A 26,638-nucleotide genomic window follows, 5' to 3' on the forward strand; every position below is an offset into this window, starting at 1 on the left:
TTGAACCTATGATTCGGCATAACCGAATCGTACACGCATCGGCCTATCAGCCAAGATTCTTGCCCAGTCTCTTCGCTCCACCCGGGCTACGCTCCGCCGCAACGCTTAAACGATCCCCTTCACCTTCAGGCCCTCGATCATGGCCTCGTCGTAGCCGAGCTTGCTCGACAGCACTTCCTTGGTGTTCGCGCCGAGCAGCGGCGGTGCGCGGTAGTCGTTGATCGGCGTGGCCGAGAACGTCAGCGCATTGCGGATCAGCGACAGCGAATGTTCGAAGGGATGGTCGACCTTGACCTCCATGCCGCGCGAGCGGACATGCTCGTCGGCAAACATCTGCGCGAAATCGTTGACGGGGCCGGACGGCACGCCGGCCTTCTCCAGCTCCTCGAGCCAATAGGCGACCGGCCTTTTCAGGAACAAACCGGCGAAGATCGCCATGATCTCCTTGCCGTGCACGACGCGGTTGTTGTTCTTGATGAAGCGCGGGTCCTTGGCGAGTTCGGGCTCGCCGAGCACGGCGCAGGTGCGCTCGAACTGCGCGTCATTGCCGACCACCAGCATCAGTTCGCCGTCGGTGCAGCGGAACACGCCGGCCGGCATGCCGCCATTGCCCCAGGTGCCGCGGCGCGGCGGCGTCTTGCCGTTGACGAGATAGATCTGCGCGTAGTGCGACAGCGAGGCGATCACGGTGTCGAACAGGCAGACGTCGACATGCTGCCCCTCCCCGCCCCTCGCATCGCGATGGTAGAGCGCGGACAGGATGCCGATCGAAGTGTTCATGCCGGTCATGTAGTCGACGATGGAGGGGCCGACCTTCATCGGGCCGGCGCCAGGCTCGCCGTCCATATGGCCGGTGACGCTCATCAGCCCGCCCATCGCCTGGAAGATCGCGTCATAGCCGGCGCGCGGCGCATAGGGGCCGGTCTGGCCGAAGCCGGTCACCGAGCAATAGATGATGCGCGGGTTGATCTTCTTGATCGATTCGTAATCGAGCCCGTAGCGCTTGAGATCGCCGACCTTGTAGTTCTCCATCATCACGTCGACGCCCTTGGCGAGCTCGCGGATGATCTCCTGCCCTTCCGGTTTTGCGATGTTGACCGTGACCGACTTCTTGTTGCGGTTGGCGCAGAGATAGAAGGAGTTGTTGTTGTTCTCCTTGCCGTCAGGATCGACCAGATAAGGCGGACCGAAGGCGCGCGCGTCGTCGCCGGTGCCGGGACGCTCGATCTTGATCACCTCGGCGCCGAGATCGGCCAGCATCTGCGCCGACAAGGGACCCGCGAGCACACGCGTCAGGTCGAGAATCTTGATGCCCGAGAGTGGCAGAGCCGACATGAAAACTTCCTCCGAAGAAACTTATGCTCTTGTGGCGCGGGAACAGAGGTCCGGCCGCGCTGTCGAAACAGCGGATACACTATTTTCCGACGGCGAGTACTGCGCTCTCGGCATGAAGCTATCCGTCTATCTTCAGGCGGCCAGCGATCCCCGTCCGGTCGGGATGAACTTTGTATGTATTTTCAACAACTTGAAAGCACAGAATGCATGCGGCGGGATCAGTTGACACAGGGCCGGGAGGCCGGTGTAGGCTGGTCGCGCCAGCGGGGGTGGCGGCGGACAGAGAAGCACTGACGAGGCATCCGGTGCCCAATGATGCGCGCCACCAGCCGCAGGCGGATCTGCCGAGCATCGCCTTGGCCGGCCTGCCGTTTGCCGAGCAGCCCGCACTGCAATTGATCTATGACACTGCGCCGATCGGGCTCGCGTTCCTGTCGCCGGACTGCCGCTATCTGCATATCAACCAGCGGTTGACCGAAATATGCGGCATTTCCGTCGAAGGGCATCTTGGGCGAACCGTGCGGGAGCGCGTGCCGGCGCTGGCCGACTCGGTCGAGGCGATCGTCCGCTCGATCATGGCGACCGGCGAGCCGGTGATCGGCGTCGAGGTGGCCGGGCAGCGTCCCGACCAGGTCGAAGACCGCACGTGGATCACCTATTGGCACCCGCACCGGGGACCGCGCGGCGACATCATCGGCGTCAATGTCGCCGCCGAGGAGATCACCGAACGCAAGCGCGCCGAAGCCGCGCTGCTGGCCAGCGAACGGCAGTTTCACACGCTGGCCGACGCCATTCCGCAACTGGTCTGGATGGCGGACGCGGACGGCCGGATCTTCTGGATCAACAGCCAATGGTACGAGTATACGGGTGTGCCGGTGGAAGCCGGCAGCGTTCATGACTGGCAGGCGCTGCTTTCCCCTGCCTCACAGCCGGAGGTCAAGAGCCTTTGGGCGCATTCGCTGCGTGCCGGCGTGCCGCTCGAAATGGAGCTGTCGCTGCTCGGAAAGGACGGGCGCTACCGTCCATTCCTGACCCGGGTGATCCCGCTCCGGGATGCGGCCTCGATGGTCTATCGCTGGATCGGCACGCACATCGATATCAGCGAGCAGAAGCGGCGCGAGGAGCACATCCGCTTCATCGTCGAGGAGCTTTCACACCGCACCAAGAACCTGCTCGCGGTCGTCATGGCGGTCGCCAACCAGACTGCGCAATATGCCGGGGACGTCAAGCAGTACCGGACGCGCTTTCTGGAGCGGCTGCAGGCGCTGGCGCATTGTCACGATCTGCTGGTCAGGGATAGCTGGCGTGGCGCCTCGCTGCACGATCTGGTGTCGTCGCAGATGCGCCCCTTCGATGAAGCCAATTCAGGGCGCATCGACGTGGATGGCCCGGCGATCATCCTCAAACCTGACGCCGTGCAGCATCTGGGCCTGGCGTTGCATGAGCTCGCGACCAATGCCTCCAAGCACGGGGCGTTGTCGACGCCCGGCGGCGAGGTGGTGATCCGCTGGCACGCGGAGGAAACGGACGACCGCATTCGCTTCTCGTGGTCGGAAAAGGGCGGCCCCGCCGTGACGCCGCCGCAACGGCAAGGTTTCGGCCGCGTCGTGATCGAGCAGATCGTGCCCCGCGCCCTGAACGGCAGCGGCAACCTCGATTTTCACCCGACGGGCGTAAACTGGACGCTCGAATTCCTGCAACAGGCCGATCGATGACCGCCTGGGATATCAGGGGATCAGCGTTCAACGATGATCCCCTGAGCGATATCGATCGGACGGGATGCGGAGTTACGCCGCTGCGGCCTTGCGGCGGACGGGCGCTTTCTTTCCTGTCGCCGCTTCGTTGATGATGCGGACGATCAGCGATCGCGTATCGCGTTTGGCGAACTCATCGGCCATCGATGCGGCCCGCATGCGGTAGCCCGGCTTTTCGAGCACGGTCCGAACCGCCTCGCGCAGGACCCGCGGATCCGGCTGATTGGTCGCCAGATTGATACCGACGCCGGACCACGCGATGCGCGCGTTCACATCGGCCTTGTCCTCGGTCAAACCGGCGCTCACGATCGGAATTCCAAAGCTCATCGCCTGATTGACGCTGCCGTAGCCGCCATTGGTGACGAACACATCCGTCTTTCCAAGGATCCACTCGAACGGCAGGTAGCTGGACACGCGGGCATTGGACGGAATCGGGCCGGGGATCGCATCGACCGGACGACCACCCGTGGTCACCACCACCAGCAGATCCGGCTCGTCCGCAAGGGCCGCCAGTGTCGGCGCGACGAGAAGACCGAAATCGTGATTGGCCACCGTCCCCTGCGTGACCAGCACCACCTTGCGCGTGCCGTCGAGATCACCGGCCCATGGCGGCACCGGCGCCTGGTTCGGAATGATCGGAGGTCTACCCACGAAATGGACCGTGGACGGCAGCTTTCGCGGAAACTCGAAGCTGGGCACCGATAGCTGCAGATAGGCGTCGGCCAGTTCCACAACGGCCTCGAACAGCACTGTCGGCAACGGCCGCGCGCCCAGTTCTGCCAGGAGCTCATTGATCCGGCGCGTTGCCGGCTCGTTGACCACACTGTCATATTCCTTGGCGATGACGGCGTAATTGTCACGCTCTGCCTGGGTGGTTGCGGGCGGAAGTCCAAGGAAGAGCGGTGCGCCATCGTCACGGCTCGAGTGCAGCACCGAAGTCCCGCACAGCACCACCGGAGGCCGATTTGCACGCGAGCCGAGCGCCATCGGAAGCACACCAAAGAACATGTCGTCACCCACGATGACGTCGGGCTGGAGCTCGTGCACGAGCTGCTGCAACCCGGCATGTTGCGCCGGCATGGTATCGACAAAAATGCGCTCCAGGGCGACGCGCAGCCATTGTAGCCCAGGCTCCATATTCTTGAGCTCCGGCACGGCCTCATCGAACTTTCGCAGATCGAGGTCGGCGGCGGCGGGCAGCGAACGGAATCCTGCACCGATGGCCTCAACCCGTGACCGCAGCACGCTGCCGGTCAGGAATGTAACATCGTGTCGCTCGTCGATAAGGCCGCGAGCGACTGCAAGCAGCGGATTGAGATGGCCGGTTGCAGGCGTCGAAGCGATGAGAACTTTCATGTGATCCTCCAGCGTGAACATCGGCGCGGGAGACCATCTCGCCCTGAGAAGGCCCGGCCGGCTCAGGGAGGACTTTGGCGAAGCATCGCTACGCTTCGGCTTCGAACAGCGAGAGAATGGTTACGGCTGAAATGGAGTTTGGCGAGGGCTCTTTCCCCACGGATAGTCCCATCGTGGGGACACCCTCACCCCACCCCTCTCCCGCAAGCGGGAGAGGGAGCGCAGATTCATCGCAGCTCGAAACTCGACCTGATTGGACGGTGCTCTAGCGCCGGCCGTGCTGACCGCTAAGCTTCAGATGGCTTCGCAAGCGGAGCCTCGACTGCCGCGTCATCGTTCGCGGCCGGCCTTCTGGTCCGCAGCAGGCGCAGGACGAACACGAAGAAGGCAGGGACGAAGAAGATCGCAAGAACCGTCGCGGAGATCATGCCGCCGAGAACGCCGGTGCCGATGGCGTTCTGGCTGGCCGCGCTGGCGCCTGATGCGATGGCGAGCGGCACGACGCCGAGCGTGAAGGCGAGCGACGTCATGATGATCGGCCGGAAGCGGACGCGAGCGGCGTCAACCGCAGCGTCAGCCAGCGATCTGCCTTCCGCGTAGTAGTCCTTGGCGAATTCGACGATCAGGATGGCGTTCTTCGCCGACAGGCCGATGATGGCGATCAGCCCGACCTTGAAGTAGAGGTCGTTCGGCATTCCTCGGAGCATCACGGCCAGGACGCAACCGATCACGCCGAGCGGCACGACGAGCATGACCGAGAGCGGGATCGACCAGCTTTCGTAGAGGCCGGCGAGCAGCAGGAAGACGAAGAGGATGCTGAGGCCGAACAGAATTGGCGCCTGCGATCCCGATTTGATCTCTTCCAGCGACTGACCGGTCCATTCGAAGCCGATGCCGTTCGGCAGCTCCGAAGCGAGGCGCTCCATCTCGGCGATCGCCGCGCCCGACGAATTGCCTGGAGCCGGCTCGCCCGCGATGCGCACCGTCGGGTAGCCGTTATATCCGACGATCTGCGGCGATCCCTTCTGCCACTGGGCCATGGCAAACGAGGACAAAGGCACCATGCCGCCGCCCGCATTGCGGACGTTGAGCTTCAGGAGATCCTCCACCCGCAGGCGGCCGTGATCCCGAGCCTGGATGATGACCCGCTGCATGCGGCCGGCGTTCGGAAAGTCGTTGATGTAGGACGATCCGAGGTTGGCTGTGATCGTGTTGTTGATGTCGGCGAAGGTCACGCCGAACGTGTTGGCTTTCTCGCGATCGATAACAAGAAGAACCTGCGCCGCATCCGACAACCCTTCGATGCGAAGGCCCGCGAGCACCGGGCTCTTGCCGGCCTTCTCCATCAGCTCGGCCGCCGCGTCGGTAAGCGCCGCCTGACCCAGGCCATTGCGATCCTGAAGACGGAATGCGAAGCCGCCTGTCGTGCCGAAGCCGTCGATCGGCGGCGGCGAAAGCGCGAAGCTGGTCGCGTCCTTCAGTGCAAACAATTGCCCGTTGGCGCGATCGGCAATCGCCTGGGCGGATTGGCCCGCGCCCCGCTCGCTCCAGTCCTTGAGGGTCACAAACATCAAGGCGGCATTCGAGCCGTTGCCCGAGAAGCTGAAGCCCTGAATGGCCACGATATCGCGCACGGCAGGCTCCGTCTTGAAAATCTCCTCGATCTGCTTGATCGACGCCAGCGTCCGGTTGGCGCTGGCTTCGGGCGGGCCCTGGATGTCAACGACCAGAAAGCCCTGGTCCTCGTTCGGGAGGAAGGCGGTGGGGAGGCTGACGAAGAAGTAACCGAGGCCGATGACCAGGGCGAGATAGATCACCATCATGCGCCCGGCGCGCCGCACGATGCCGCCGGCAGCGCCGGTGTAGCGATCGGTCAATGCTTCGAATTTGCGGTTGAACCAGCCGCCAATCCCCTTCTTCCCATGATGACCATGCTTGATCGGTCTGAGGAAGGTCGCGCAAAGCGCCGGCGTCAGCGACAGCGCCAGAAATGCCGAGAACAGGATCGAAACGACCATGGTCAGGCTGAACTGGCGATAGATGATTCCCGTCGAGCCAGGGAAGAACGCCATCGGGATGAAGACGGAAGAAAGAACGAGCGTGATCCCGAGGATGGCGCCCGTGATCTGTTTCATGGCCTTCCTGGTGGCGTCCTTCGGTGAAAGTCCCTCCTCCGCCATGATGCGCTCGACGTTCTCGACGACGACGATGGCGTCGTCGACAAGGATGCCGATCGCCAGCACCATCGCGAACATGGTCAGGACGTTGATCGAAAAGCCCGCCGCCAGCATGACCGCGCCGGTGCCGAGCAATGCGATCGGCACCACCAGCGTCGGGATCAGCGTGTAGCGGAAGTTCTGCAGGAAGACGAACATCACCACGAAGACGAGCACGACCGCTTCGAGCAGCGTCTCCAGCACTTTCTCGATCGAGGCGGACACGAAGGGACTGGTGTCGTAGGGTACCGAATATTTCACGCCCTGCGGGAAGAACCGCGACAATTCCTCCATCTTCGCCTGCACGGCACGCGACGTCGCGACCGCGTTGCCGGTTGCGGAGAGCTGGACGCCCACAGCGGCGCTCGGCTGGCCGTTCAGGCGACTGGAGAAGTTGTAATTCTCCGCGCCGAGCTCGAGGCGGGCAACATCCTTGAGCCGAACCGTGCTGCCGTCCGGGTTTGCCCGCAGCACGATGTTGCCGAATTCTTTGGTGTTGGCGAGCTGTCCCTTGACGAGAACGGTCGCTGTCAGGTCGGTTGTGACCGGATTCGGCGATGCGCCGATCTGCCCGGCCGCGACCTGGGCGTTCTGCACCATGATCGCACCGTTGATGTCGGCGGCGGTCAGCCCGAGGCCGACCATCTTGTCCGGATCGATCCAGACGCGCATCGCGCGTTGAGCGGCGAACAACTGCGCGCGCCCCACTCCGCGAAGACGGCGCAGTTCGCCAAGCACGTTGCGACTGAAGTAGTCGCCGAGCGCGACTTCATCGAGCTTGCCATCGGTGGACGTGAGCGACACGATCATGAGGAAGCCGGCTGAAGCCTCTTCCACGGTCACGCCCTGCGCGGCCACCGCTGCCGGCAGTCGCGATTGAATTCGCCGCAACCTGTTCTGCACGTCGACGGACGCCTGCTCGATGCTGGTGCCGGCCTCGAAAGATACGTTGATGCTGATCGAGCCTGACGTGTCCGACGTCGATTCGAAATACATCAACCTGGCGGCGCCATTCAGTTCCTCCTCGATCAGGCGCGTGACGCCCTGATAGATTTCCTGCGGCGAAGCCCCCGGATAGGAGGTCGAAATCGTCAGTTGCGGCGGCGCGACCTTGGGGTACTGCGCGACCGGCAAGAGCGGAATCGCGATGACACCGGCAATGCAGATGAACAGGGCAAAGACCCAGGCAAGGACCGGCCGCCTGATGAAAAACTGAGCCATCAGATTACCTCGCCCGGTTGTTCGGCTGGTCGGCGGGGATTCCCGCTTCGCGATCGGCAGGCTTCCACGGCTCGGGGACAACCTTGCCACCGGAGCGGACCTTCTGCACGCCATCGACGACGACGCGTTCCCCCTCCTTCAGGCCGGACTCGACGACCCATTCCGAACCGAGTGCCTGTCCAAGTTCGACGTCGCGCATCTCCGCAATCCCGCCTTCCGATACGAGGTAGACCTGCGCCTTGCCGTCGCGGGCCCGGGTCACGGCACGCTGAGGAATGGTGATGGCGCCCTCGCGAACGGCCTGCGCAATGCGCACGCGAACATACATGCCGGGTAACAGGTCATGTTTCGGGTTCGGAAATTCGGCGCGCAGAGTGACCTGCCCGGTGGTGGAATCGACGCTGGCGCTGGCGAACAGCAACCGCCCCGCTTCCGCATAGAGGCCGCCGTCGTCGAAGACGAGTTCGACCCGGGCCTCTCCCGGCGCCGGGCTGGCGAGCTTGCCCTCCTCAACGGCGCGCTTGAGCGTGAGCAGGTCCTGCGCCGATTGCGTGAAGTCGACATAGACGGAATCCACCTGCTGGATCAGCGCCAGATTCTGCGTTCCGTCGGCGGTGACAAGCGCGCCCTCGGTGACGAGCGCGCCGCCGATGAGGCCGCTGATCGGGGCGCGAACCTCGGTGTAGTCGAGATTGATCTTCGCCTCGGCGAGCGCGGCTTCGGCCAATGCGACGTCGGCATCGGCCTGGGCAAGGGTCGCAGTTGCCGTATCCAGGTTCACGCCGCTGGTGGCGTCGCGCTCGTGAAGGGTCTTCTGGCGCTCGAACTGCTGTTTCGCATTTTGCTGAACGGCCTTCGCACGCCGCAGCGAGGCTTCGGCGCTCGCCACGCGCACCTGGAAGAGCTTCGGATCGATGCGGTAAAGGACGTCGCCTTCCTTGACCGGAGTGCCCTGCGTGAACACGCGCGCCTGAAGGATTCCGGAAACACGCGCGCGAACCTCGGAGATGCGCGTCGCAGCGATGCGGCCCGGAAGCTCGTTCACGACCGGAACGGGATGCGCTTTGAGTTCGATCACGCTGACCGCAGGCGGAGGCAGTTCCGCGCCTTGCTGCGCGGCAACGCCACCGATCGTTAGCGCCAGGAATGCCGCCGCTGCCAGATATGTCCTCACGCGCGGCAGAGCTCTGCTGCTGTACATTTCTTGATTTCCTTGAGTGTCAGCGAATTGTGGGCGGCATCAGCTTTCGTCGGGAAAGGACGTGTAGATCGTCCTGATGCCTGCGAGGATTTCGGATCGCTCGGCTGCGTCCCACTGGTGGAAGCCGAAGAGTTCGGTGCAGTAAAAGCCGGTCAGCGCCAGGTAGGCCATCAGCGCCGCTTTCGGCCGCAGGCCCGCGGCCATCGCGCGCAAGTCCGCCAGGGTCCAGTCGCGCATCTGCTCCTGGATCTTCTCCTCGCTCGACATCGAGGCGCTGATCGCGAGCGCGACCGCCTTGTCCCGATCGTCGGGAATCCGCTCGGCGACCGCGATCCGGCCGAACAGTTCGGGATGCGGCGTGCCGGCGTTCTCCGCCACGGTCTGTTCGATGCGCTCAAGCTCCGCCTTGACGCGGCGGTCGATCAACGCCTCCAGCAGCGCGCTCTTGGACCTATGGTCGTAGACGACCCGCGACTTGCTGACGCCAGCCTCCTGGGCCACCGCATCGATCGAAAGGCCCGCGGCCCCGAGACGGATAACCACCCGCTCCGCAGCATCGAGGATATCGTCGGTCGTGATTTTGCGTGTCCTGGACAATTCGCGCCCCTCATCGGCGATCGATCAAATACGAACGTTCGTGTTTTAATTCAAGTAAAGATTTGCTGATAGCAGGCAATATTGCGAGGCATCGGTTGTCGGATTGGCCGTTGAAAACAACCAACTCACGCACAACAGATTGAAATACTTAAGTATTTTGTGATCGCCCGGTAATTTTCGTACGGGCCGCCAACTTGAGCGGGCGCCGCGAGACCTCGCCCAGCCGGGGCGTGCTCGCGACGTCGTGCGGCGGGTCGAAGTCAGCCCTTTTTCTTTTTGGCCGGCTTAGCCGCCTTGACCGGCTTTGCCGCTGGCGGCTTTTCTTCGGCGGCCTTCTTCATCGATCGCGCATAGCTGTCGGCCACATTCTCCGCCGTGATTTGCAGCCGTCTCGCCGCCGCCGCTGCCGACGCGAGCGTGTTCTTGGCGAGGTGTTTATGGCGCTCCTTGGTCTCCTTGTCCTTGGCCTTGACGGCCATTCCCATCAGACGGCCATGCTGCTTCCTGGCGGCATCAGTGATCGCCTTGGCCTGCTTCTTTGCCATCGACCGAATCAGAACGTCCAAATCCCCTGCCGCCATTTCTCTTCCCTACGCTCAGATCTCGCGCAGCGTGATACACCGGCCTTCCTTTCCGATCAATTTACAGCGCCGGCGGCGCACACCGGATTGCCGAGCGGCCGGAAGCCGAGAAGACTAGAGCGGCCATCGAAGCCTGCTGTTGATCAGCGAGACGGCATCAACGAACAGACGCGCGCGGCTGGCAGCAGCCGCGAACGCGCGCTGCCTCAATATTCGCCGCAAGCTGTAGATTTTGAAAATATTTTGGTGATGAAAACCCTGATGGTCAGCAAGCGAGAAGAGCCCCCTGAACGGCTCGGCCACTCCTCTTTCGGGAATGATCCGAAAATTCAAATGCCTGCGGGCGTTTACAGAAGCGGTAACGGGCTGTCTTCTCAATGCGCGCACGCCCTCGATTTTGACCTGCAAGCGTCCCCATGACTTTGCGCCATCGTAGCGAAGCGGCCACAGCCCCTCACTCGCAGTTCGCGTGAACGCGCATGTCGCGCGGCGTCATGCCGTAGTAATTTCGGAAGGCGCGATAGAATGTTGCAAGGCTATCGAAGCCACAGGCATAGGCGACATCCGCGACGGGCCGTGACGGCGCCATTGCCAGCAACTCGCCCGCTTTGCGCACCCGCAGGGCCGCCAGCGTGCGCGAGAATGAGAGCCCCGTCGGCTCGAACAACACATGAACCTGCCGCAGCGATATTCCGAGTTCTTGCGCGACCTGCGCGGGCGACAAGCCCGGCTGATGCAGATCGCGGACGAGAATGTCACGCGCGGCATAGTAGAAGCCCGAACGCAGCGCCGCGCGGCACTCGGGCATTCCAGGCAAGAGACGGCCCCGCGCGAGCATGGCCAATCTTGCGATATGCGTGATCTCTGCCGAGGCATCGGCGACACCGCGCGGCTCCTGCGTCAAGGCATGAAACAGCGCCGAGAGCGCCCTGAAGAACGGGCTCTTCTGCAACAGCGTCGCGGCGAAAAGGTCATGGGCCGGCGCGCCCAGCAGCACGTCGCGGCCCAGGGGGATCTTCAGCATCAGGAAGTCGAACCCGTCGGAACGCTCCGGTGTCCCCTCGAAGGGAGTGTCGGAATGGTTGATGACGATGTCGCCATCGGCCACGCGATGCCCCCGCCCCCGGCCGACATCCATCCAGCCGGCCCCGCGCGTCTGCCACGCAATGCACAGGCTGTCGGCCGGCATGCGCGCGATATCGCCGCTGGTCCGGCTGACCCGATAGGACGAGGCATGCATCCGCGAGACGATCGCGCCTCCGATATCGATCGCGGAAAACCGCCCCTGAAAGTCGGCGCGGCGCTCGGTCGGCAGTTCAATCGTGACACCGAACAGGCTCTTTCCTCGCACCTCGCGCCAATGATCGAAACGATGCTCGGGGTCGACGTCGTCGGTGGTAAAGCTGAGCACAGGGGTCTCATCCAAGAGGAATGAAAAGCGTCTTTGTCGCAAAACGGGGCGAGGTCGGTGTGCCGGTACCCAGGGGGCCCCGAACCGATCCCAATACTTTCCGGAACACCGCCTCTCCCCGCCCCACCCGCCAGCGCGTGGCCCCACGGCAGCCGAAAAGGCGGGAGCGCATTCGTCCCATGATGGCGGCCAGGTGTCCTGATGCGGCGCCCGTGGCGTTCTGAAGTTTTTCTGATATTTTCTGAATGAGCCGCCACAGCACGGATTTTCCGACATTTCCGGCGGCTTGGGGCAGTTTCGGGGAACCGGGGGCTGGGTGTTTTGTTTTGCCGGATTTGAGCTCGATCGGGAGCGCGCCGAGTTGCGCGGTCCGGATGGCGGGGCGGTCAGGCTCAGGCCGAAAGCGCTTGAGATGCTGCAGCTATTCGCCGCCAATGCGGGCCGGGTACTGAGCAAGGAAGAGCTGATGGAGGCGGTCTGGCCGAACGTCCATGTCGGCGAAGACAGCCTGTTCCAATGCATCCGCGAGATTCGCACCGCGCTGGGCGATGACCGGCGGCAGACGATCAAACTCGTGTCCGGCCGCGGCTACCTGTTCGCAGCCGAAGTGTCGATTAAGCCGCCAGCACCTGCCGTTGCCGTGCAGGCAAACGCCGAGCCAATTGCAAGCGCTGAACCCGCGACCGAGATTACAACACCGCGGCGGCTATTCGGCCTGCGCCGGCCGGTGGCTGCCGCCGCCGCAGCAGCCCTCTGCGTGATCTTCGGGTTTGCGGTGGCCGCTCCGACCTTCCGTCCCGATCTCATGTTCAAGCGGTCGCCGCCGACCATTGCGCTAACCCCGATCGTCGATGCGAGCAACGACCCCCGAGGGCCCGGCACGGCGGCGGCTGTAACCGACCGCCTGACCGACGGTCTGGCCAGGATCGACAATATCCGCGTGGTCGCACCGCGGCAGGTCGCGGCGGCAACGGCGCCCGCATCCACGCCCTCGGCACAGTCAGATTTCGTGCTGAATGGCGAACTGGAGAAAGGTCCGCAATCCTGGATCTTGCGGGCGCGCATGATCCAGACCGCCACCGGCGAAGTCCAGGCGGTCGTTACGGTTTCGGTCGACGCCACCGAATCGGACATGCAGTTGCAGCAATCGCGGCTGGCCGCGGGAGCAGGTCATGCGCTGGCACGGCGCCTTAACGCGCTTCTGGAATCCGGCGCCCATCCGGCGGCAGCCGGCGACGCCAAAGTTGCGATCGAGCAAGCCACAGCCTCGATCAATCGAACGACGCGCGAACGTTTTGCCACAGCGCAGACGATGCTGGAAAAAGCGCTTGCCGCCGAGCCCGACAATACCGAGCTGCAGATCGCGCTGGCCGCCCTTCAATTGCGCGGGATTCAGATGACGTGGTACGCGCCGGCCGAACGTTCGTCGGCGGAGCGCAACGCCGGAGCGCTGCTGGAGCGCGCGCGACAGACGACGCCACGTTACATTCCGGTGCTGGAAGCCTATTGCCGCTTCCTGACCGCGACCAACGAGTTCGTTGAAGGTCTGGTGGCCTGCGCGAAAGCATTGAGTTTTGATCCGTGGAACGGGTTGGTTCTCTACCACATCGGCCTGGCGCAGCTTCAATTGGGGCGCTTCGAGGACGCGCTGGCAACATTCAAGCAGGCCGATCGCTTCGACACGCCGGAAGTTTCGCGCTGGACCTGGATGCTCGGGGCGGGATGGACCGCCCTGCTCATGGGCAGCAACGAGGAAGCGGTGTCCTGGCTGCAGCGGTCGATCGCCATCACGCCGGCGTCGGGACGCCCCTATATGCTGCTGGCCGTGGCCTATCAGCGCCTGGGCCAGCCGGACGAGGCAAGGACGGCGATGGCAAAGGCCATGGCGTTGCGGCCCGATTCGACGGCCCTCAATATCTCGCTGCCAACGCGCAATGCCAGCCCGGCTTTTCTCGCGGCGGGCGAGCAGTCCATGCAGACGCTGCTCGAGCTCGGATTGCCGGAACGCTGACGATAACAACCTCGCTCAAAGCGTTGTCGTCAGTGTCTTTTGCGGCTGGCCCCGACCTGTCACGTACCAGCCTCACAGGGCCCCGGACGCATCCATCTGCTTGGTCAGCTTGCTTCGCTCCTCCGTGGTCAGCTCACCTGCCTGCTCGGCCGCACCCGGGCCGTTCCCAAGGACCCGAAGCATACCGTTCGGATCATACTGTCCGCTCTGACGCCCAGGACGTCGTCGTTCGTCACGCGGCTGATCGCCTTCATCCTGCGGGCCGCCAAAACCGATGAACTCGACGATGATGACCGACGGCTGCGCGTCGGCAGGACCCTGCCGCGGGATCGCGGCCTGTTGCGCCGCGGCGCCCGCGGTGCTGTTCGCCGCGAGCGCATTGCTCACATTCGGCGCCTCGATGATGGGAACACCGGTGACGGTCCCTTGCGCCTGGATGTTGCCGGCATTGATGATCTGCAGCGCAGCCAGATTGACATTGTTGGCGCGGATGCCGGCTTCGCCCGCATCGATGGTGCCGAGCGGAGCAACCAGATTGACGTCGCTTGGCGGTACGTCCGGGAGAGACCTGATGGCGGCAATGCCCGCGCCGCTCGACGGCATCGGCGGAGAGATGGTCACGTTGCCGTAGCGGTCATAGCTGCGGAGCGGCGGCGTGAAGATCTGCGTCGTCTTGGAGCCGCGGCCGGCATTGATATCGCCTTCCGCCGACCAGATCAGGATATCGCCGCCGTATGTGGTCATGACGCGGGAGAGGCCCAACAGGACGCTGCCCTTTGAATACATCTGGATAGCGCTGTCGGCGCCCATCGTGATCAGACCGGCATTGGGGCCGGGAGCGATGCCTTCGACGCCGACCAGTGTCTGTCCGCCGGGCGTCAAGGTCTGGATCGCGCCGCCGAGTTCAGTGCGGATACCCGCATCCCGCAGGATCTGTGGCCCGGTCGGATTGTCCGGATTGGGCGTGAGCGAGCTGAACATCGTGATGTCGCCGTGATAGGCGATCGGCCGGCCTGCGGCGTCGTTGCCCGGAAACAGCGTGGCGATGGCCTCGCGGCCACGCACGTAGCTGCCGGCACGGCGACTGTCCTGATCGTTGTACTCCTTCCCGCTGATATCTAGCTCGGCGTAATAGACCTGCCGGACGAACACGCCTTGCTGTTCGGCAGGCAGCGCCACGAAGAACGCGAGCGCCTCCTCCTTGGTGCCGGTGAAGACATATTGCTTGCCATTGGCGACATAGGGGTGCTCGGGCGAGAACCGCTTCGTGAGCCAGGTGAACAGGTCGTCTTCATAGGTCTTGGCCACCTTGCCGGGCTGGTCGGCAAGCGGCCGCGCAGGATCGGCGAGATTTGCTGAGTCAAAATAGCGCTCGGCGAACCCGGAATAGTTCGGCCCGCTTGTGCCGACGCCCGCAGTGACCGTGATTCCGGCGCCGCCGCTGCGATTCTCCGCCGCCAGCGGATCGACGTCCGGAAGCATGCCGATGCTCACCAGCAGACCCTTGTCGGCCTGGTACACGTTGCGGCCGGCGGTGATGTCGAACTGTCCGGGTCCGGCGATGCCGTACTTGGCGTAATAGATGTCGCGGCCGGCCGAAATTACCGAAATATCGGTTTCATGGTTGTGCAGGATCAGACTGCCGGACGAGCGATCATTGGCTGCGTCGATGATGTCGCGGCCCGCCATGATGCGCACCGGCTTTGCCGCGACGTAGTATTTCGCGGACGAGACGTCATACGGATTAACCGTCGAAATTCCTCCGGTGGTGAGGCCAATAATGTCGCCATTTGCCGCATAGAAGCGCACGGGCTCGGGATCGGCGGCGTGCAATGTCGCGGTCGGCGTGTCCGCGATCGGCGTATCGAGAAAGAACGTGAATGGGCTGAGACTCCCAAAGGCGCCAGCGGTCAGTAGCGCCGGGGTGACGTTTGTGATCGGCTGGCCGGTGATGGGATCCGGTATCGGCTGACCAGGTGCGCCGGCGTAGAACGCCGGCTTGAATGGATTCGCAATCGAATTGGCATCGGCCCTGGCGCCGGAGATGCTGACGGAGAAGCCATTCGCGTAGATCGAGCCGCGTGCCAGCAATTCGAGCTGGCCAACCGGCGACGGCGCTAGTTCGAAACCCCGCAATGCGCCGTAGGCCGAAACTTCACCGGGAAGAAGGATATCGCCGCTCGCGGCAACAGCGCGGAAGGTCGGCGGGGCGTAGGTCGGATCCCAATTATATGCATTGCCAGTAAGGGGCGGTTGATAGTCGAACATCGGCATCAGATTGCCACCTGCCGCGAACAGGTCGATCGAGGTGGTCGGACGCCAGAGCGAGAACCACGAATTGCCGCCATGATCGTAGGGAATCTGCGTGCCATCCGCGGCGGTGTAGAGGAAAGGCGTGGTGTTTTGGACAGGTAGACGGCCGGGATCGGCGGTGCCGGCCAGAGCCAGATCGCCGCGGGTGGTCAGCGTCGCCGCCGCATCGCCAAGGACGACGAACAATCCGTCACTGTATCGCGTCTGGTAGGCGACCAGCGGATCGGGGGCGCGCGGATCCACGGTACTGGCCTCATACACAGGTGCGAGCGTGCCGATCGCGCCAGCCGCCAGATCAAGCCGCCCGCGCAGATTCGTCAGCGTGGCACCCGGTCCGTTGAAGGACATGCCGCCGTGCAGTGTGCCGCCGATCTTGATGGTCAGGTCGCCTCCGCCGGTGAGATCCAGCGTTCCGCCGGTGACCCGATCACCATCCATGGTGACGGATGTCACGCGTCCGGTTCCCCCGATCGCCACGTCGAGCGCCGTATTCGGCGGATAAAGACTCGTCAGGGCACCGATATCGCCAGCGGCTGAAACGGTCACGTTACCGCCGCCAAGTGCGCCGAGGCCGCTGAAGCCGGTCAGCGTCCCCAACGTCTGGCTGCCATCGTTCGGGTTGACGCCGTTGGAGTAGAGTCCGAAGTTGATCCACCAGGCCGTCGCCTGGCCGGCGATGTCCCCGCCCTGCCGCCACAGCCAGTTGCCAACCGCATTGCTGGTGCCGAAGCTCAGGCCGGAAATATTGCCGCCGGCCGAGAGCAGCACGTTGCCGCCGTGATCTGGATAATAGGCCTGATAGAGCGTCCCGTCGGGCAGCGTTTTGCCATCGGCGCCGCGCGGAAGCTGGTATTTCGGATCGACCGCAGCAGCCTGAGTGCCGGCGGTGTAGACGCCATAGAGTGAGTATTGCGTGTAGTTGCCCCCCGCCAGCAATTCGAGATCACCCGTGCCGGTGCGCAGCACGCTGAAAATCGGCGACCCGACCCTGAAACCTGGACCGCATATTTCAGGAGCATAGCTGCACCAGAAGACAGGATCGTCGCTGGGATCGACTCCCTGCGAGTTGCCCGGGAGAATGACGAGCCCGACAGCTCCCGAGTAATGGGTGTCGGCCAGGTTGATGTCTCCGCTGCGGCCCGGCTTCAACGTGCGGGTGTCAGCCGACCTGAGATCGGCACCGGCTGCGAGCCGCATTGACCACGACAGTGATCCTGCGGAAAGCATGGGAGCGCTCCCCCAGACTTTACCCTGGCCTCCATCCGCTCCAGGCGCGCGCAGCGGGACAAATGGGTTGATGACGCGCTCGCCGCTTGGGTCGATCGTGACAAAACCGCCTTCGGAAATCTGAAGCAGTCCCAGAAGGACTGAGCCGGCGGGAATGGTTGTATCCTGCGCGACTTTGATGGGAGTGATTTCAGTCAAGAACACACCCAAAGGAGCGCCTGCTGGCCAGAGCATCGCCTGGATTAGCACGACAACCGGCAGGAGAGTGCCGGCACTCAGTATTGTCCCGGCCGGAAGCTCGGTGCCGCCAGGGATGACCTGTCCTTTGGTAAAAGTCTGGCCGTCCGGGAGCCGAATCGTGGCTCTTGCAACAACGCCGCCAGCAGGAACGGTGACTGAATCGGCGAGCGTGACCTCCGTCGGGATCACCGCGCCCGCGACCACGGTCATGTTACCGAGCGGAATGGCGAAGTTCAGGGAATCGACGCCGCCGAGCATCGTCCCCGCCGCGATGGTCACGCTGACAGGGAGCTTGAGGTCGACACTGTTCGCATCCGTTCCCTGATAGCCCGGCCTCGTGAGATACCAGCCATTGTCGCCGTCGGGCGTTGCCACCGGCTTGCCGAAGCCGTCGGTGACGCTGCCGTAGATGTTGAGATCGCCGCCGGCGCGGATGACAATCGAGCCCGGCTCGCCTGCCCCATAGGTCGGCGACATCGGATTGCGATCCGCATTGGAGCCGTAGCGGTATCCGGCAAGCTCGATATCGCCCTGCACCGTCAGGTCGCCATCGTCGGTCGCGCTTCTGATCTCGACGCCGGGTCGCGGATGGAAGGCGTTTCCATACGCCTTGAGACCGGCGATCTTCGACTGCAGCGCGCCATTCAGCCAGGCCGCATCAATGAATGCGGTGCTGTCGGCATCGATGCCGTCAAGATAGTCCTGGGTGATGATCTGGTTCGGACGACCGCTGGCAGTGGGGTTGGGATCGAGAGGCGCATCGTTGTAGCTGCGGAATCCGTTCAGCGCGATGCTTTGCGCGCCGCGAATATCAAGCGGCCCTGCCGCGGAGACGGCAATGTCGTTGGCGCCGTCGCCCGTACCGTTCACGCCGCCGCGACGCGGCGCGTTCAAGATGATGCCGCCGCGCGCGACGGTGTCCGCCGACCGCACATCGATCGAGGCGCCGGCCGCAAGATCAAGAGTGCCCTGTTTTGTCGTCAACTCGACAACGGCGCGGTTGGCCGCTTCGATCGGCTGGCCGTAGCTGTCGACGCGCAGCACCGTGCCATGCGCGTCGAGCATCGATCCCGGTGCCAGGGTCAGGTTGTCGCGTGCGGAAAGCCTGATGGAGCCGACCTCAGCGCCACTGGCATCGATGCGGCCCACCACGGTAAGGCTGCCGCCGTCGACCGAGACGGTGACCTCGCGCGCCTTCACCTCGTTGCCGATGGTGAGATCGCCCTGCTTGAGCACGAAGCTGCGCGCGCCGATGACACCGCTCTCGGTCAGGCGCTGGTTGAGACCGACGAAGTCAGCCAACGTCTGGGCGCGAATGCCGATGCCGCCTTGATCGTACGGAACGATCGCGCCCCCGCCCGCGTCATGGCCGCCGCTGCCGCCGCCCCTGATCAGGCCGGCCAGATCCACCCGCCCCGCCCCGGCGCCCAGCGCCTCCACCGTCACGGTGCCGGCATCGTTGTTCGCGGCCGAGATATCGATCGTCGACCCCACCTGCTGGACCACGTTGCCTTCCGTGCTGGTCAGGATCACGTCGCCGCCCCAGCTGTAGCGGGTCTGATCGATCAGCTGCACGGCACGGCCGGCGAGGTCGAGCTTCGATCCCGAGGCGAGCACGATGTCGCCGGTCGCATTCATGGTCAGCCGTCCGCTCGGCAGGCCGATGGTGGTGTCGAACTGCGTGATGCTCGCCGCGTTCAAGCGGATTTCGGCGCCGAGCGCATCCGTCGTGACCACAGCGGCGCCCGCCGGCGCGCGCATGGTGAGCGCGCCGCCCGCCGTGATGGTGGTGACGGAGCCGGCCTCACCTGTCAGTAGCGGCGTGATCAGGTTGAGGGCACCACCGCTATAGGCATAGCCCTTGCGTTCAACATAATCGCCCTGCGCCTGGTAGACCGATAGCGAGCCTTTGCCATTGGCGGTGATGCGATCGCTGGCGGCAAGATTGACGGTCGAGAAGCCGAGCGCCAGACGATCGAGCGTCGTGTCCTTGCGCTGTCGCTCCGTATCGCTGTAGCCGAATACAATGCGTTCGGCGTTGATGTTCAGCGCACCGCTGCCGGTGCCGGGACCATTTTGCACCACGGGGCCGGGAGGCAAGCTGCCATATTGGTCCAGCGGAGCGACAACATTGCCGATCACGCCGTTCCAGTAGAGTGTACCGGTGGTGATCGTCGCGACCTCGCCCGCCTCACCATACCCGTAGATGGCGGGTGTGTTCAGCACGAGCTGATCCAGAGAAGATTTTCCGGTTACCGGGTCGATGGTGTTGAGGCTCACCGTTCCAAAGAAATTGATCGAATTGGCGGCCCCCAATGTCAGACGCTCGAGTTTCGGCGCACCGAGACTGGGATCGCCGGCCAGCAACATGTTCAGCACACTCTGATTCAGCAGAAAGCCGGTGGGAACGTTGGCATCAGCCAACGCGGCGGTCTCACCGATATTGATGGTAGGCACCGCGAGGGACAGGTACTTCGCGCCCAACCTGAAATTCGTGCCGAATTTCACCTCGCCTGGAGTCAGGAACGTAATTGTGCCGTCGGAGACGATGCGTGCGTCGCTGGAGCACGAACCGCTCGGACAAGCGCCGATTGTGATTCCGCCTGTCGCTGTCCCGCCACTCGCCGGAGGCAGGAAGTTGAGCCATCCGTTCGAGACTGCGACCATGGTGCCTGGGCTCGAATAGAGCAGGCCGTCGGATGAATCGAATGGCGGCTTGCCCATCCCGATGGTTTCGATCCGCGCACCAGCCTCGATATTGATCCGGCCACCATCGACGTCATCATATGGATTGTAGTCGGCGGCGATGAGGAATATTTCGGGCGCGCGCAGATAGGCGTCGGCGCGCACATTGATGATTTCCGTGCTGCCGCGGAAGTTTACGATCGACGAGGATCCACCGATCAACCACCTGCTGCCGCCGATCCAGAGCCGCCCCGCGTTGAGCGCATTAAGCTCGGACGCGCGCACCGAAACGCCATCAAATCCCGGCGTTGGCGCGGCGCCGAAAATCTCCAGCGGCGGACGCGTACCATCCGCAGAGGTGACGTCAACGGTCGCCGTCCCCCCTATTCCGCCTTCGGCGGGCTGAAACAGGGCGGTGCCGGCGAAGGTCAGCGCTTCGCTGGCCCCGGCAGCGAGCAGCAGGTTGAGGGTCTTGGCGTCCGCCGGCAATGCCGGACGGGTCTGGCTGAGCGTCGCCGCCTTCTGGATCGCGAAGTCGCTGTAACTCATCTCATTGTATTGCGCATATTTGCGCACCGTCGTGCCGGGCATGATGATCGCCCGGACAGCAAGCGACGACTGGATCGACGTGTTGGCAATGCTGGTATTGGCATCCACGACATAGGAGCCATAGGAGCCGGGCTCTGTCTTGATCGCGCCGGAGAGCGGGGCCTTTGATGTGCCGCCGAGTTCGACACGGAAGGCGCCGGGCAACAGCGCATACTGCGAGGGCAGCAGGGTATAGGTGCCGGCGGGCAGGCCCGGAACGCCGGCCGGTATCGTGATCTGCTGGCCCGTGACCGGTGCAGCCCGACTGCTGGGATCGCTCGGCGCGTAGCTGCTCGCATAGCCGGGCATGATGGCATAGACAGCATTGCCGGAGGCGCTGAAGGAATTTGCCGGATTGGCGTTCGCCAAGGCCGTGGTCAGGATGTCGACCGAACCGCCGCGGCCAGAGATGAACGCCGAGCCCGCAAGTTCGCCGCCGCCCGAGAGGTCGAGCGTCGCGCCCGGGTGCCCGACGACGGATTGCGCGTTGAACGTGATACTGCCGCCGACCGGCGTATTGATCCCGCCATACGAAAATTCGCCGCCGTTGTACTTGTAGCTCACGCCGTCCGTCGTGCCGCCAAAAGGAAGCAGCAGCCCGGCGGCGCTCACCGATGTGATGCTTCCAGGAAGCAGGTTTACTGCGCCGGTCGTGCTAATGGTGCCGAAGCTGTTGCTGTCGGCACCAAGGACGATGTCGCCGAGCGGCGCGCGGATGACGCCACCCTGGTCGATAACGGTGGCATAGAGCGACAAGCTGCCGAAGGCCGAGAACGGCGTCTGCGGCAATGCATCGTCGATGCGTTTGATCGAGAGTCTGGCGTCGGGCAGCGAAGGATCGAAAGCAGCGTAGACCTCGGCCTGGGCGCCAGTAGTTGGATAGAGCTGGGCCGCCGTGAGCGTGAGGTTGCCGGGCGTCCGCAGTGTCGTACGCGTCCCTGAGGGGAAGGTGCTGGTCTGCGCAGTATTGCGCACAAACCGAATGTCGCCACGGCTGGTGAGATCGATGTCCCTGAAACCAGCCATGTCGTACAACACCTGCGCGCCGCTGTTCGACTCGATTTTACCGCTCGCCCCGAACTGGACGTAGTTCTGGATGTCGATCAAATCGGCCGAGACCGTGAGCTTTGCGGTCGTTGCCTGCGAGGAGGGTGACGATATGGAAAAGCTGGACCCGGGCAGACCGGTCGTAAAAGCATACCCGCGCAGTAGAACGTAGGGGGCCGTCAGCGCCACGCTGCTGGCGGTGTCGCTGCTCGTCAGCACGCCTCGGTCGAAAACGATGCTGCGTCCCAGATTGAGCGATACTGGACCGTCGAACACGAATGCGGTCGATGACCACAGGGAAAGACTGTCGAAACCGCCGGCCTCGACCTGTTTGGCGCTGATCCGCGCCACCCCATAGCCCAGCGTAGGATCGGCTTCTCCAGGCTTGAGATCGGCGCGCATGCCGCTCGGCACGTAGTCCTGAGTGATGATCAGACGACGCGGTACGAGTTGGACATCCGGCGGGTCCCAATCGGCCCCCGCCGGCTTTTCACCGAGCAACAGCGACAGTGTGCCGCCGGAGGCGCCCGCTCCGCCCGTCGCCGCACGCACCGTGCCGTCCAGAAAGATTCCGTGCCGGGACGCGAGCGCGATGCTGCCGCCATTGCTCGCCACCGCGGTCGGGGCACCTCCGACCGCGCCGTATGGTGCGATCACCGCACTCGCACCGGAAGCATCGAGCACGGCTCCCGGCCGGACCACGACGAAACCATTGTTATCGACTTGACCGTTGGAGTCGAACCTGACGCCGACGGCAATCGAACCGCCGTCGGAAACGACACCATAGGGCCGGCCCTGGCGATCCACGGCCGTCACCGACCGCCCCGCCACATCGAGAACAGCGTTGTCGCCGATCCAGATCGACTGGCCCGGGATGCCGGTCTGAGACTGCAAGGTGAGATCGATCGTGATCGCGCCGCCCGGCGCCAAGATCATGCCGTCCACGGTGACCTGGCCCGTGCTCGCGATGCTGACCGACTGGCCCGGATCCACACGCAAGGCCGCACCCGTGTCGATCAGGATCCCGGATTCGCTCGCCGTGTTGGGATCCGTGGTCAGCTTGAGGCTGGCGCCGGCGCGCTGCGTAAGCTGCCCAGTGCTGACATTTTCCTGGTAGAGCGGCGGTGTCCAGACTTCGAGCGCGGTGGCCGGGTCACTGCCGGTCGGCACCGTATAGCTTGCCGCGGTCGTCCGGTAGACCGGCATCGTCACATCGACCTGGGTATTCTTGCTGACCACGACGCCGACCTGGCTCGAAATGTCGTAATTCGAAAACCCGCTCTTGAAGATGCCGGGGTCGAGATTGAGCGGTGGCTTGATGGCAACGGTCTGCGCGAGGACGGTTCCGGCGGGAATCCGCGTCCCTGTCGGCACGCTCAACTCCTTTGCAGCAGTAGATCCTGCTGCATAAGTCACAGTGGTCGGCGTGACGGCCAATCCATTTGGAAAGGCGTCGGCCGGAACAACATAGCCCGCGGTGAGGTCCCCGGCTGATCCCAGCAGTTGCGTGCCCGCGGGTACCTGGGTGCCCGGAGAGTAATAAGTGAAGTTACTGTCGTATACGTAGGCCAGGCTGTCAGGCACCTGCCAATTTGCGCCGACGGTTACGCCCCTGGAGAAGTCGGGCATCAGATCCATTTGCAGCGCTTCGCCAGGAAGCGCCTTCCTGACAGTCATGCTGTAAGTGAACGGGATCTGCGTCCCCGCCGGAATGACCAGGGCGGAATCCAGAAACAGAACTGTCGTCGTAGCCTGTCCGGCGGGGAGCAAACCATCCGCGAGCAACGGCAGGTCGGAAATATTGATGGCGCTGCCGCTGCTGATGGTCAGCGTGCCGCCCTTTGTCATTCCGTACGATCGAACGGTGCCTTCGAGCACCAGCGGATCGCCTGGAAGAAGATCGAACCCGTTCGCCACATCCGCGATCAGGGTGATATTTCCACCCTTGCCGCCCGTGATCTTGCCATTGATGAGGATGGCGCCGCCGGAAGACGCATCGATCAGGCTGCCCGCGGAGAGCTTCACGGATTGGGGCGAGTTCAGCGAGACATTGCCGCCGTCGACAAAAGCGAGACCGGACAGATTGCCGCGATCAAGGAGTGCATTGGTCCACAGCCCGCGCGTATCGATCACGGCGCCCGGGTTCAGCCGCACGCCCAGCATGCCGTCGATGGTCGGCAGCGTCCCGGTGCCGACGTCGACGACATTGCTGAAGGACACATTGCCGCTGCGCACGGTGACGGTGCTGTTGACATCGATAACCGGTGCGGCAGCGGTGATCTGACCGCCCGGCGCCAGTGTCAGCGGAGCGTCGATGGCGACATGCCCGCCGGTCGTCACCGTCAAGCCGCCCAATCCGAAGCTGTTGAGCTGCCTGGTATCGAACCACGCGGTATTGGCGCGGTCCTCAGGCACCGACGCGTTCGGCGACAGCGCGTTCGCGAGCGAGGGAACATGATCGTCAAATTTGACATCGGTGACAAAACCGAGCGGCGCGCCTGGGCTCTGGCCAGGCTTGCCGTAATCCCCAAGCGCGAGCGTTCCCGCTTGCGCTACCGTGTTCTGGCCCAGCTTGTAGCCGTCGGTGGCGCCGGAAGGCCGCTTCCCGCTTTGGCGCTCACCCTTGACGATGTCAGCGAGGATGGTGCCTTCGAAGATCGACGTCGGCGTCGAAAGAATGAGCTGGCCGGCGTCGCGGCCGACCGTATAGCCACCCTCCCAGCGCTGGCTCACGCGTCCCCTGCCGAACGGTGATGCCCAAATCTCGGTCAGCGCATCGTCAACCTTGTCTTGGATATAATGCTTGCGCACAAAGCTCCCGCCGAGCGCCGTGAACTGCATATCGGCGCGTGCATTGTTGATGTTGTAGGTCCGGCCGTCCGCACCGACGAAATTGCTGGTCTTGATATAGCCGCCCTCATAAGTGACGGAGCCGCCGGAGATGTTGAAGATCGAGCCCGGCTGCGCGACGACGTCCCGTGCCGACAAGGTGATGGTGCCGCCGACGGCAGTCCATTCGCCAATCTTGTGCGCGGTATTGCCGAGATAACCGGAAACCTCCAGCAGTCCCCCGGGTGTGTAGTAGCGGTCCGATGCATAACCGCCGGTTCCGGCGGGCACCAGGACGAGATCGCGCAGATCGATCCAGACATCCGCGTTCTTCAGATAGTTCTGATCCCGATTGGCCGGACTGTCGCGCAGTTCGTTGCCCTGGATATTGACCTCGATGTTGTTGGCCGACATCGGCAGCAGCACACCGCGGGTACCGGAGACATCGATGGTGGCGCCGCTTCCGGTAAGGACGCGACCGATCGCCGAAACCGCCACCTGCCCGCCCTGGGCCTGCGTGATCGAGCCGCCTCTGAAGACCACGTCGCCGCCGGTCACGATCTCGATATGCGACTGGTCCAGGCGATCCGGCAGCTTGGAGAGATTGTCGAACTGCGGATCATAGCCGACAGGGCGCACTGCCGTGACGAACGCATCGCGTTGGCTGTTGAGCGCGGTCGCGTCGCTGTCGAGCTCGGGCAGGATGGTGGTCAGGCTGTGGGCACCGAGCGTGACGCTCCCGTTGGTATCGGAGACGGCGTTCAGAAGATGAATCGTGCCGCGCGTGTTGACGGAGGTGGTCGACACGAGGGCGCCGTCTTGCACGATGGCGCGCCCGGCAAGCGTGATGTCGCCCTGCTGGCTGTAGATCAAGCCGGAATTGGTGGCCGCGCCACTGAGACTGTCCGCACGCAAGAGCGGCACAATCTCATGGCCGCGCGTCGTCGAAGCCTGGTTGGCGGCGGTGCCATAGCCCGCGCGCAGGAGAAAATCGTCGCCTGCCCCCAGTATCACCTGTCCCTGCGGCGACGAGATCCGGCCGGCATTCTCCACAGCCGCACCCAATAGCAGCACGAAGCCGCCGCCGGTCGTGTTCTTGGCTGGCGGCTTGGTCTCGATGAGAGCGCCGGGCTCGACCTTCACCTCACCGCCCGCATCCGTGAAGCTCGAGTAATAGGTGCCGTTCTCGTAGCGCGAATAGATGCCGTTGTTGAGGAATTGCTCGTTCGAGAGCTTCGCCGTCGACGCAACCAGCGCACCGACATTCACCTGGGACGTTCCGCCGAAGATGATGCCGTTCTGGTTGATGACGTAGACCGAGCCGTCGGCCTTGATGCTGCCGAGAATCTGGCTCGGCCTGGCATCCGCGCCGAGCACACGGTTCAGCGCGACCCAATTGCGGTTGCCCTGCTGGTCGAAACGAAGGTCTGTTCTGGCGCCGACGTTGAAGGTATCCCAGCTCAGGATCGCCTTCTGCTCGCGTTGCCTGATGTCGACGTTGACGCGATCACCATCCGTACGCTCGGTCGGGAGGTCGGCTCCCTTCCAAAGGTTCTGGTTCACGCTCCCATTGGGGCCGATAACCCCGCTGCCAATCTGCAGACCGCCCGGCCTGAGCCCGTTGGGAACAACATTCGCCTGCTGCGCTGCCCGGGCGGCATCGCGCGCGGCTTGCTGGACCGCCTGCTGCGCCTGGATCGCAAGCGTCGCGCGTCGCAGCGAATCGTTCGCTGCCATGGCAGCGCGCGCCGCCTCCTCTGCGGCTGACTGCGCCGCTGCGACCGCCGCAGCCGACGCTGTCGGCGCGGATCCGCCCAAGGGGCGGGCCATTGCCTCGGACGCAGACAGAAACAGCGCCGCAGCGCTCACGCCCGCAAGGAGGATGGAGCGGCGCCGATCCCGATGCGCGGTGGTGGTGGAACTGACATCACTTTGCACCGGCATCGAAGGCTCCTACGGACAAGGCTGCGCTTCCAGCGTCGCAGCGGTATGTCGCAGCGACGCCAGAACTGAAATTGCTCTCACC

The 26,638-nt window shown here is 63.8% G+C and carries 12 protein-coding genes; 4 read left to right on the forward strand and 8 right to left on the reverse strand.

Annotated features, from left to right (window positions below; all coding sequences use genetic code 11):
* Positions 1–105 precede the first annotated feature (105 nt).
* Complete coding sequence (locus OZ411_RS37090; protein ID WP_282531895.1) at positions 106–1,335, reverse strand: CaiB/BaiF CoA-transferase family protein; 1,230 nt, start codon at positions 1,333–1,335, stop codon at positions 106–108.
* Between OZ411_RS37090 and OZ411_RS37095 the strand changes: the two genes are divergently transcribed.
* Entirely contained in the window at positions 1,334–1,561 is a 228-nt protein-coding gene (locus OZ411_RS37095; protein WP_282531896.1) for a hypothetical protein, read from the forward strand. The two genes, OZ411_RS37090 and OZ411_RS37095, sit on opposite strands and share 2 nt — an antisense overlap.
* Positions 1,562–1,640: 79 nt before the next feature.
* Positions 1,641–3,050 (forward strand): PAS domain-containing protein, encoded by a 1,410-nt coding sequence (locus OZ411_RS37100; protein WP_282531897.1) that lies wholly within the window; start codon positions 1,641–1,643, stop codon positions 3,048–3,050.
* 72 nt (positions 3,051–3,122) lie between these two features.
* On the opposite strand, the gene OZ411_RS37105 is transcribed toward OZ411_RS37100, so the two are convergent.
* From OZ411_RS37105 to OZ411_RS37125, 5 genes are all read right to left on the reverse strand, one after another.
* Entirely contained in the window at positions 3,123–4,445 is a 1,323-nt protein-coding gene (locus OZ411_RS37105; protein ID WP_282531898.1) for a glycosyltransferase, read from the reverse strand.
* Between the two features lie 287 nt (positions 4,446–4,732).
* Positions 4,733–7,882, reverse strand: coding sequence for a multidrug efflux RND transporter permease subunit (locus OZ411_RS37110; protein ID WP_282531899.1), 3,150 nt, complete (start codon positions 7,880–7,882; stop codon positions 4,733–4,735).
* Between the two features lie 4 nt (positions 7,883–7,886).
* Positions 7,887–9,083, reverse strand: coding sequence for an efflux RND transporter periplasmic adaptor subunit (locus OZ411_RS37115; protein WP_282531900.1), 1,197 nt, complete (start codon positions 9,081–9,083; stop codon positions 7,887–7,889).
* A gap of 39 nt (positions 9,084–9,122) precedes the next feature.
* The gene (locus OZ411_RS37120) at positions 9,123–9,680 is read right to left on the reverse strand and encodes a TetR/AcrR family transcriptional regulator (protein ID WP_130581376.1); all 558 of its coding nucleotides are present in this window, start codon (positions 9,678–9,680) and stop codon (positions 9,123–9,125) included.
* Between the two features lie 260 nt (positions 9,681–9,940).
* Positions 9,941–10,159, reverse strand: a complete 219-nt coding sequence (locus OZ411_RS37125) for a hypothetical protein (protein WP_245474685.1) — start codon at positions 10,157–10,159, stop codon at positions 9,941–9,943.
* 15 nt (positions 10,160–10,174) lie between these two features.
* On the opposite strand from OZ411_RS37125, the gene OZ411_RS37130 reads away from it, so the two are divergent.
* On the forward strand, positions 10,175–10,681 hold the full coding sequence (locus OZ411_RS37130) for a hypothetical protein (protein WP_282531901.1): 507 nt from the start codon (positions 10,175–10,177) through the stop codon (positions 10,679–10,681).
* Positions 10,682–10,715: 34 nt separating this feature from the next.
* Here the strand turns inward: OZ411_RS37130 and OZ411_RS37135 are convergent, their stop codons facing one another.
* A complete protein-coding gene (locus OZ411_RS37135; protein ID WP_282531902.1) occupies positions 10,716–11,672 on the reverse strand; it encodes an AraC family transcriptional regulator in 957 nt (318 codons plus the stop codon).
* 316 nt (positions 11,673–11,988) lie between these two features.
* On the opposite strand from OZ411_RS37135, the gene OZ411_RS37140 reads away from it, so the two are divergent.
* Positions 11,989–13,683, forward strand: a complete 1,695-nt coding sequence (locus tag OZ411_RS37140) for a tetratricopeptide repeat protein (protein WP_282531903.1) — start codon at positions 11,989–11,991, stop codon at positions 13,681–13,683.
* Positions 13,684–13,755: 72 nt separating this feature from the next.
* Here OZ411_RS37140 and OZ411_RS37145 read toward each other — a convergent pair whose 3' ends face one another.
* The gene (locus tag OZ411_RS37145) at positions 13,756–26,556 is read right to left on the reverse strand and encodes a filamentous haemagglutinin family protein (RefSeq protein ID WP_282531904.1); all 12,801 of its coding nucleotides are present in this window, start codon (positions 26,554–26,556) and stop codon (positions 13,756–13,758) included.
* Positions 26,557–26,638: the final 82 nt, after the last annotated feature.

This window comes from Bradyrhizobium sp. Arg237L (assembly GCF_029990105.1).
In the GTDB taxonomy this organism is placed as follows: domain Bacteria; phylum Pseudomonadota; class Alphaproteobacteria; order Rhizobiales; family Xanthobacteraceae; genus Bradyrhizobium.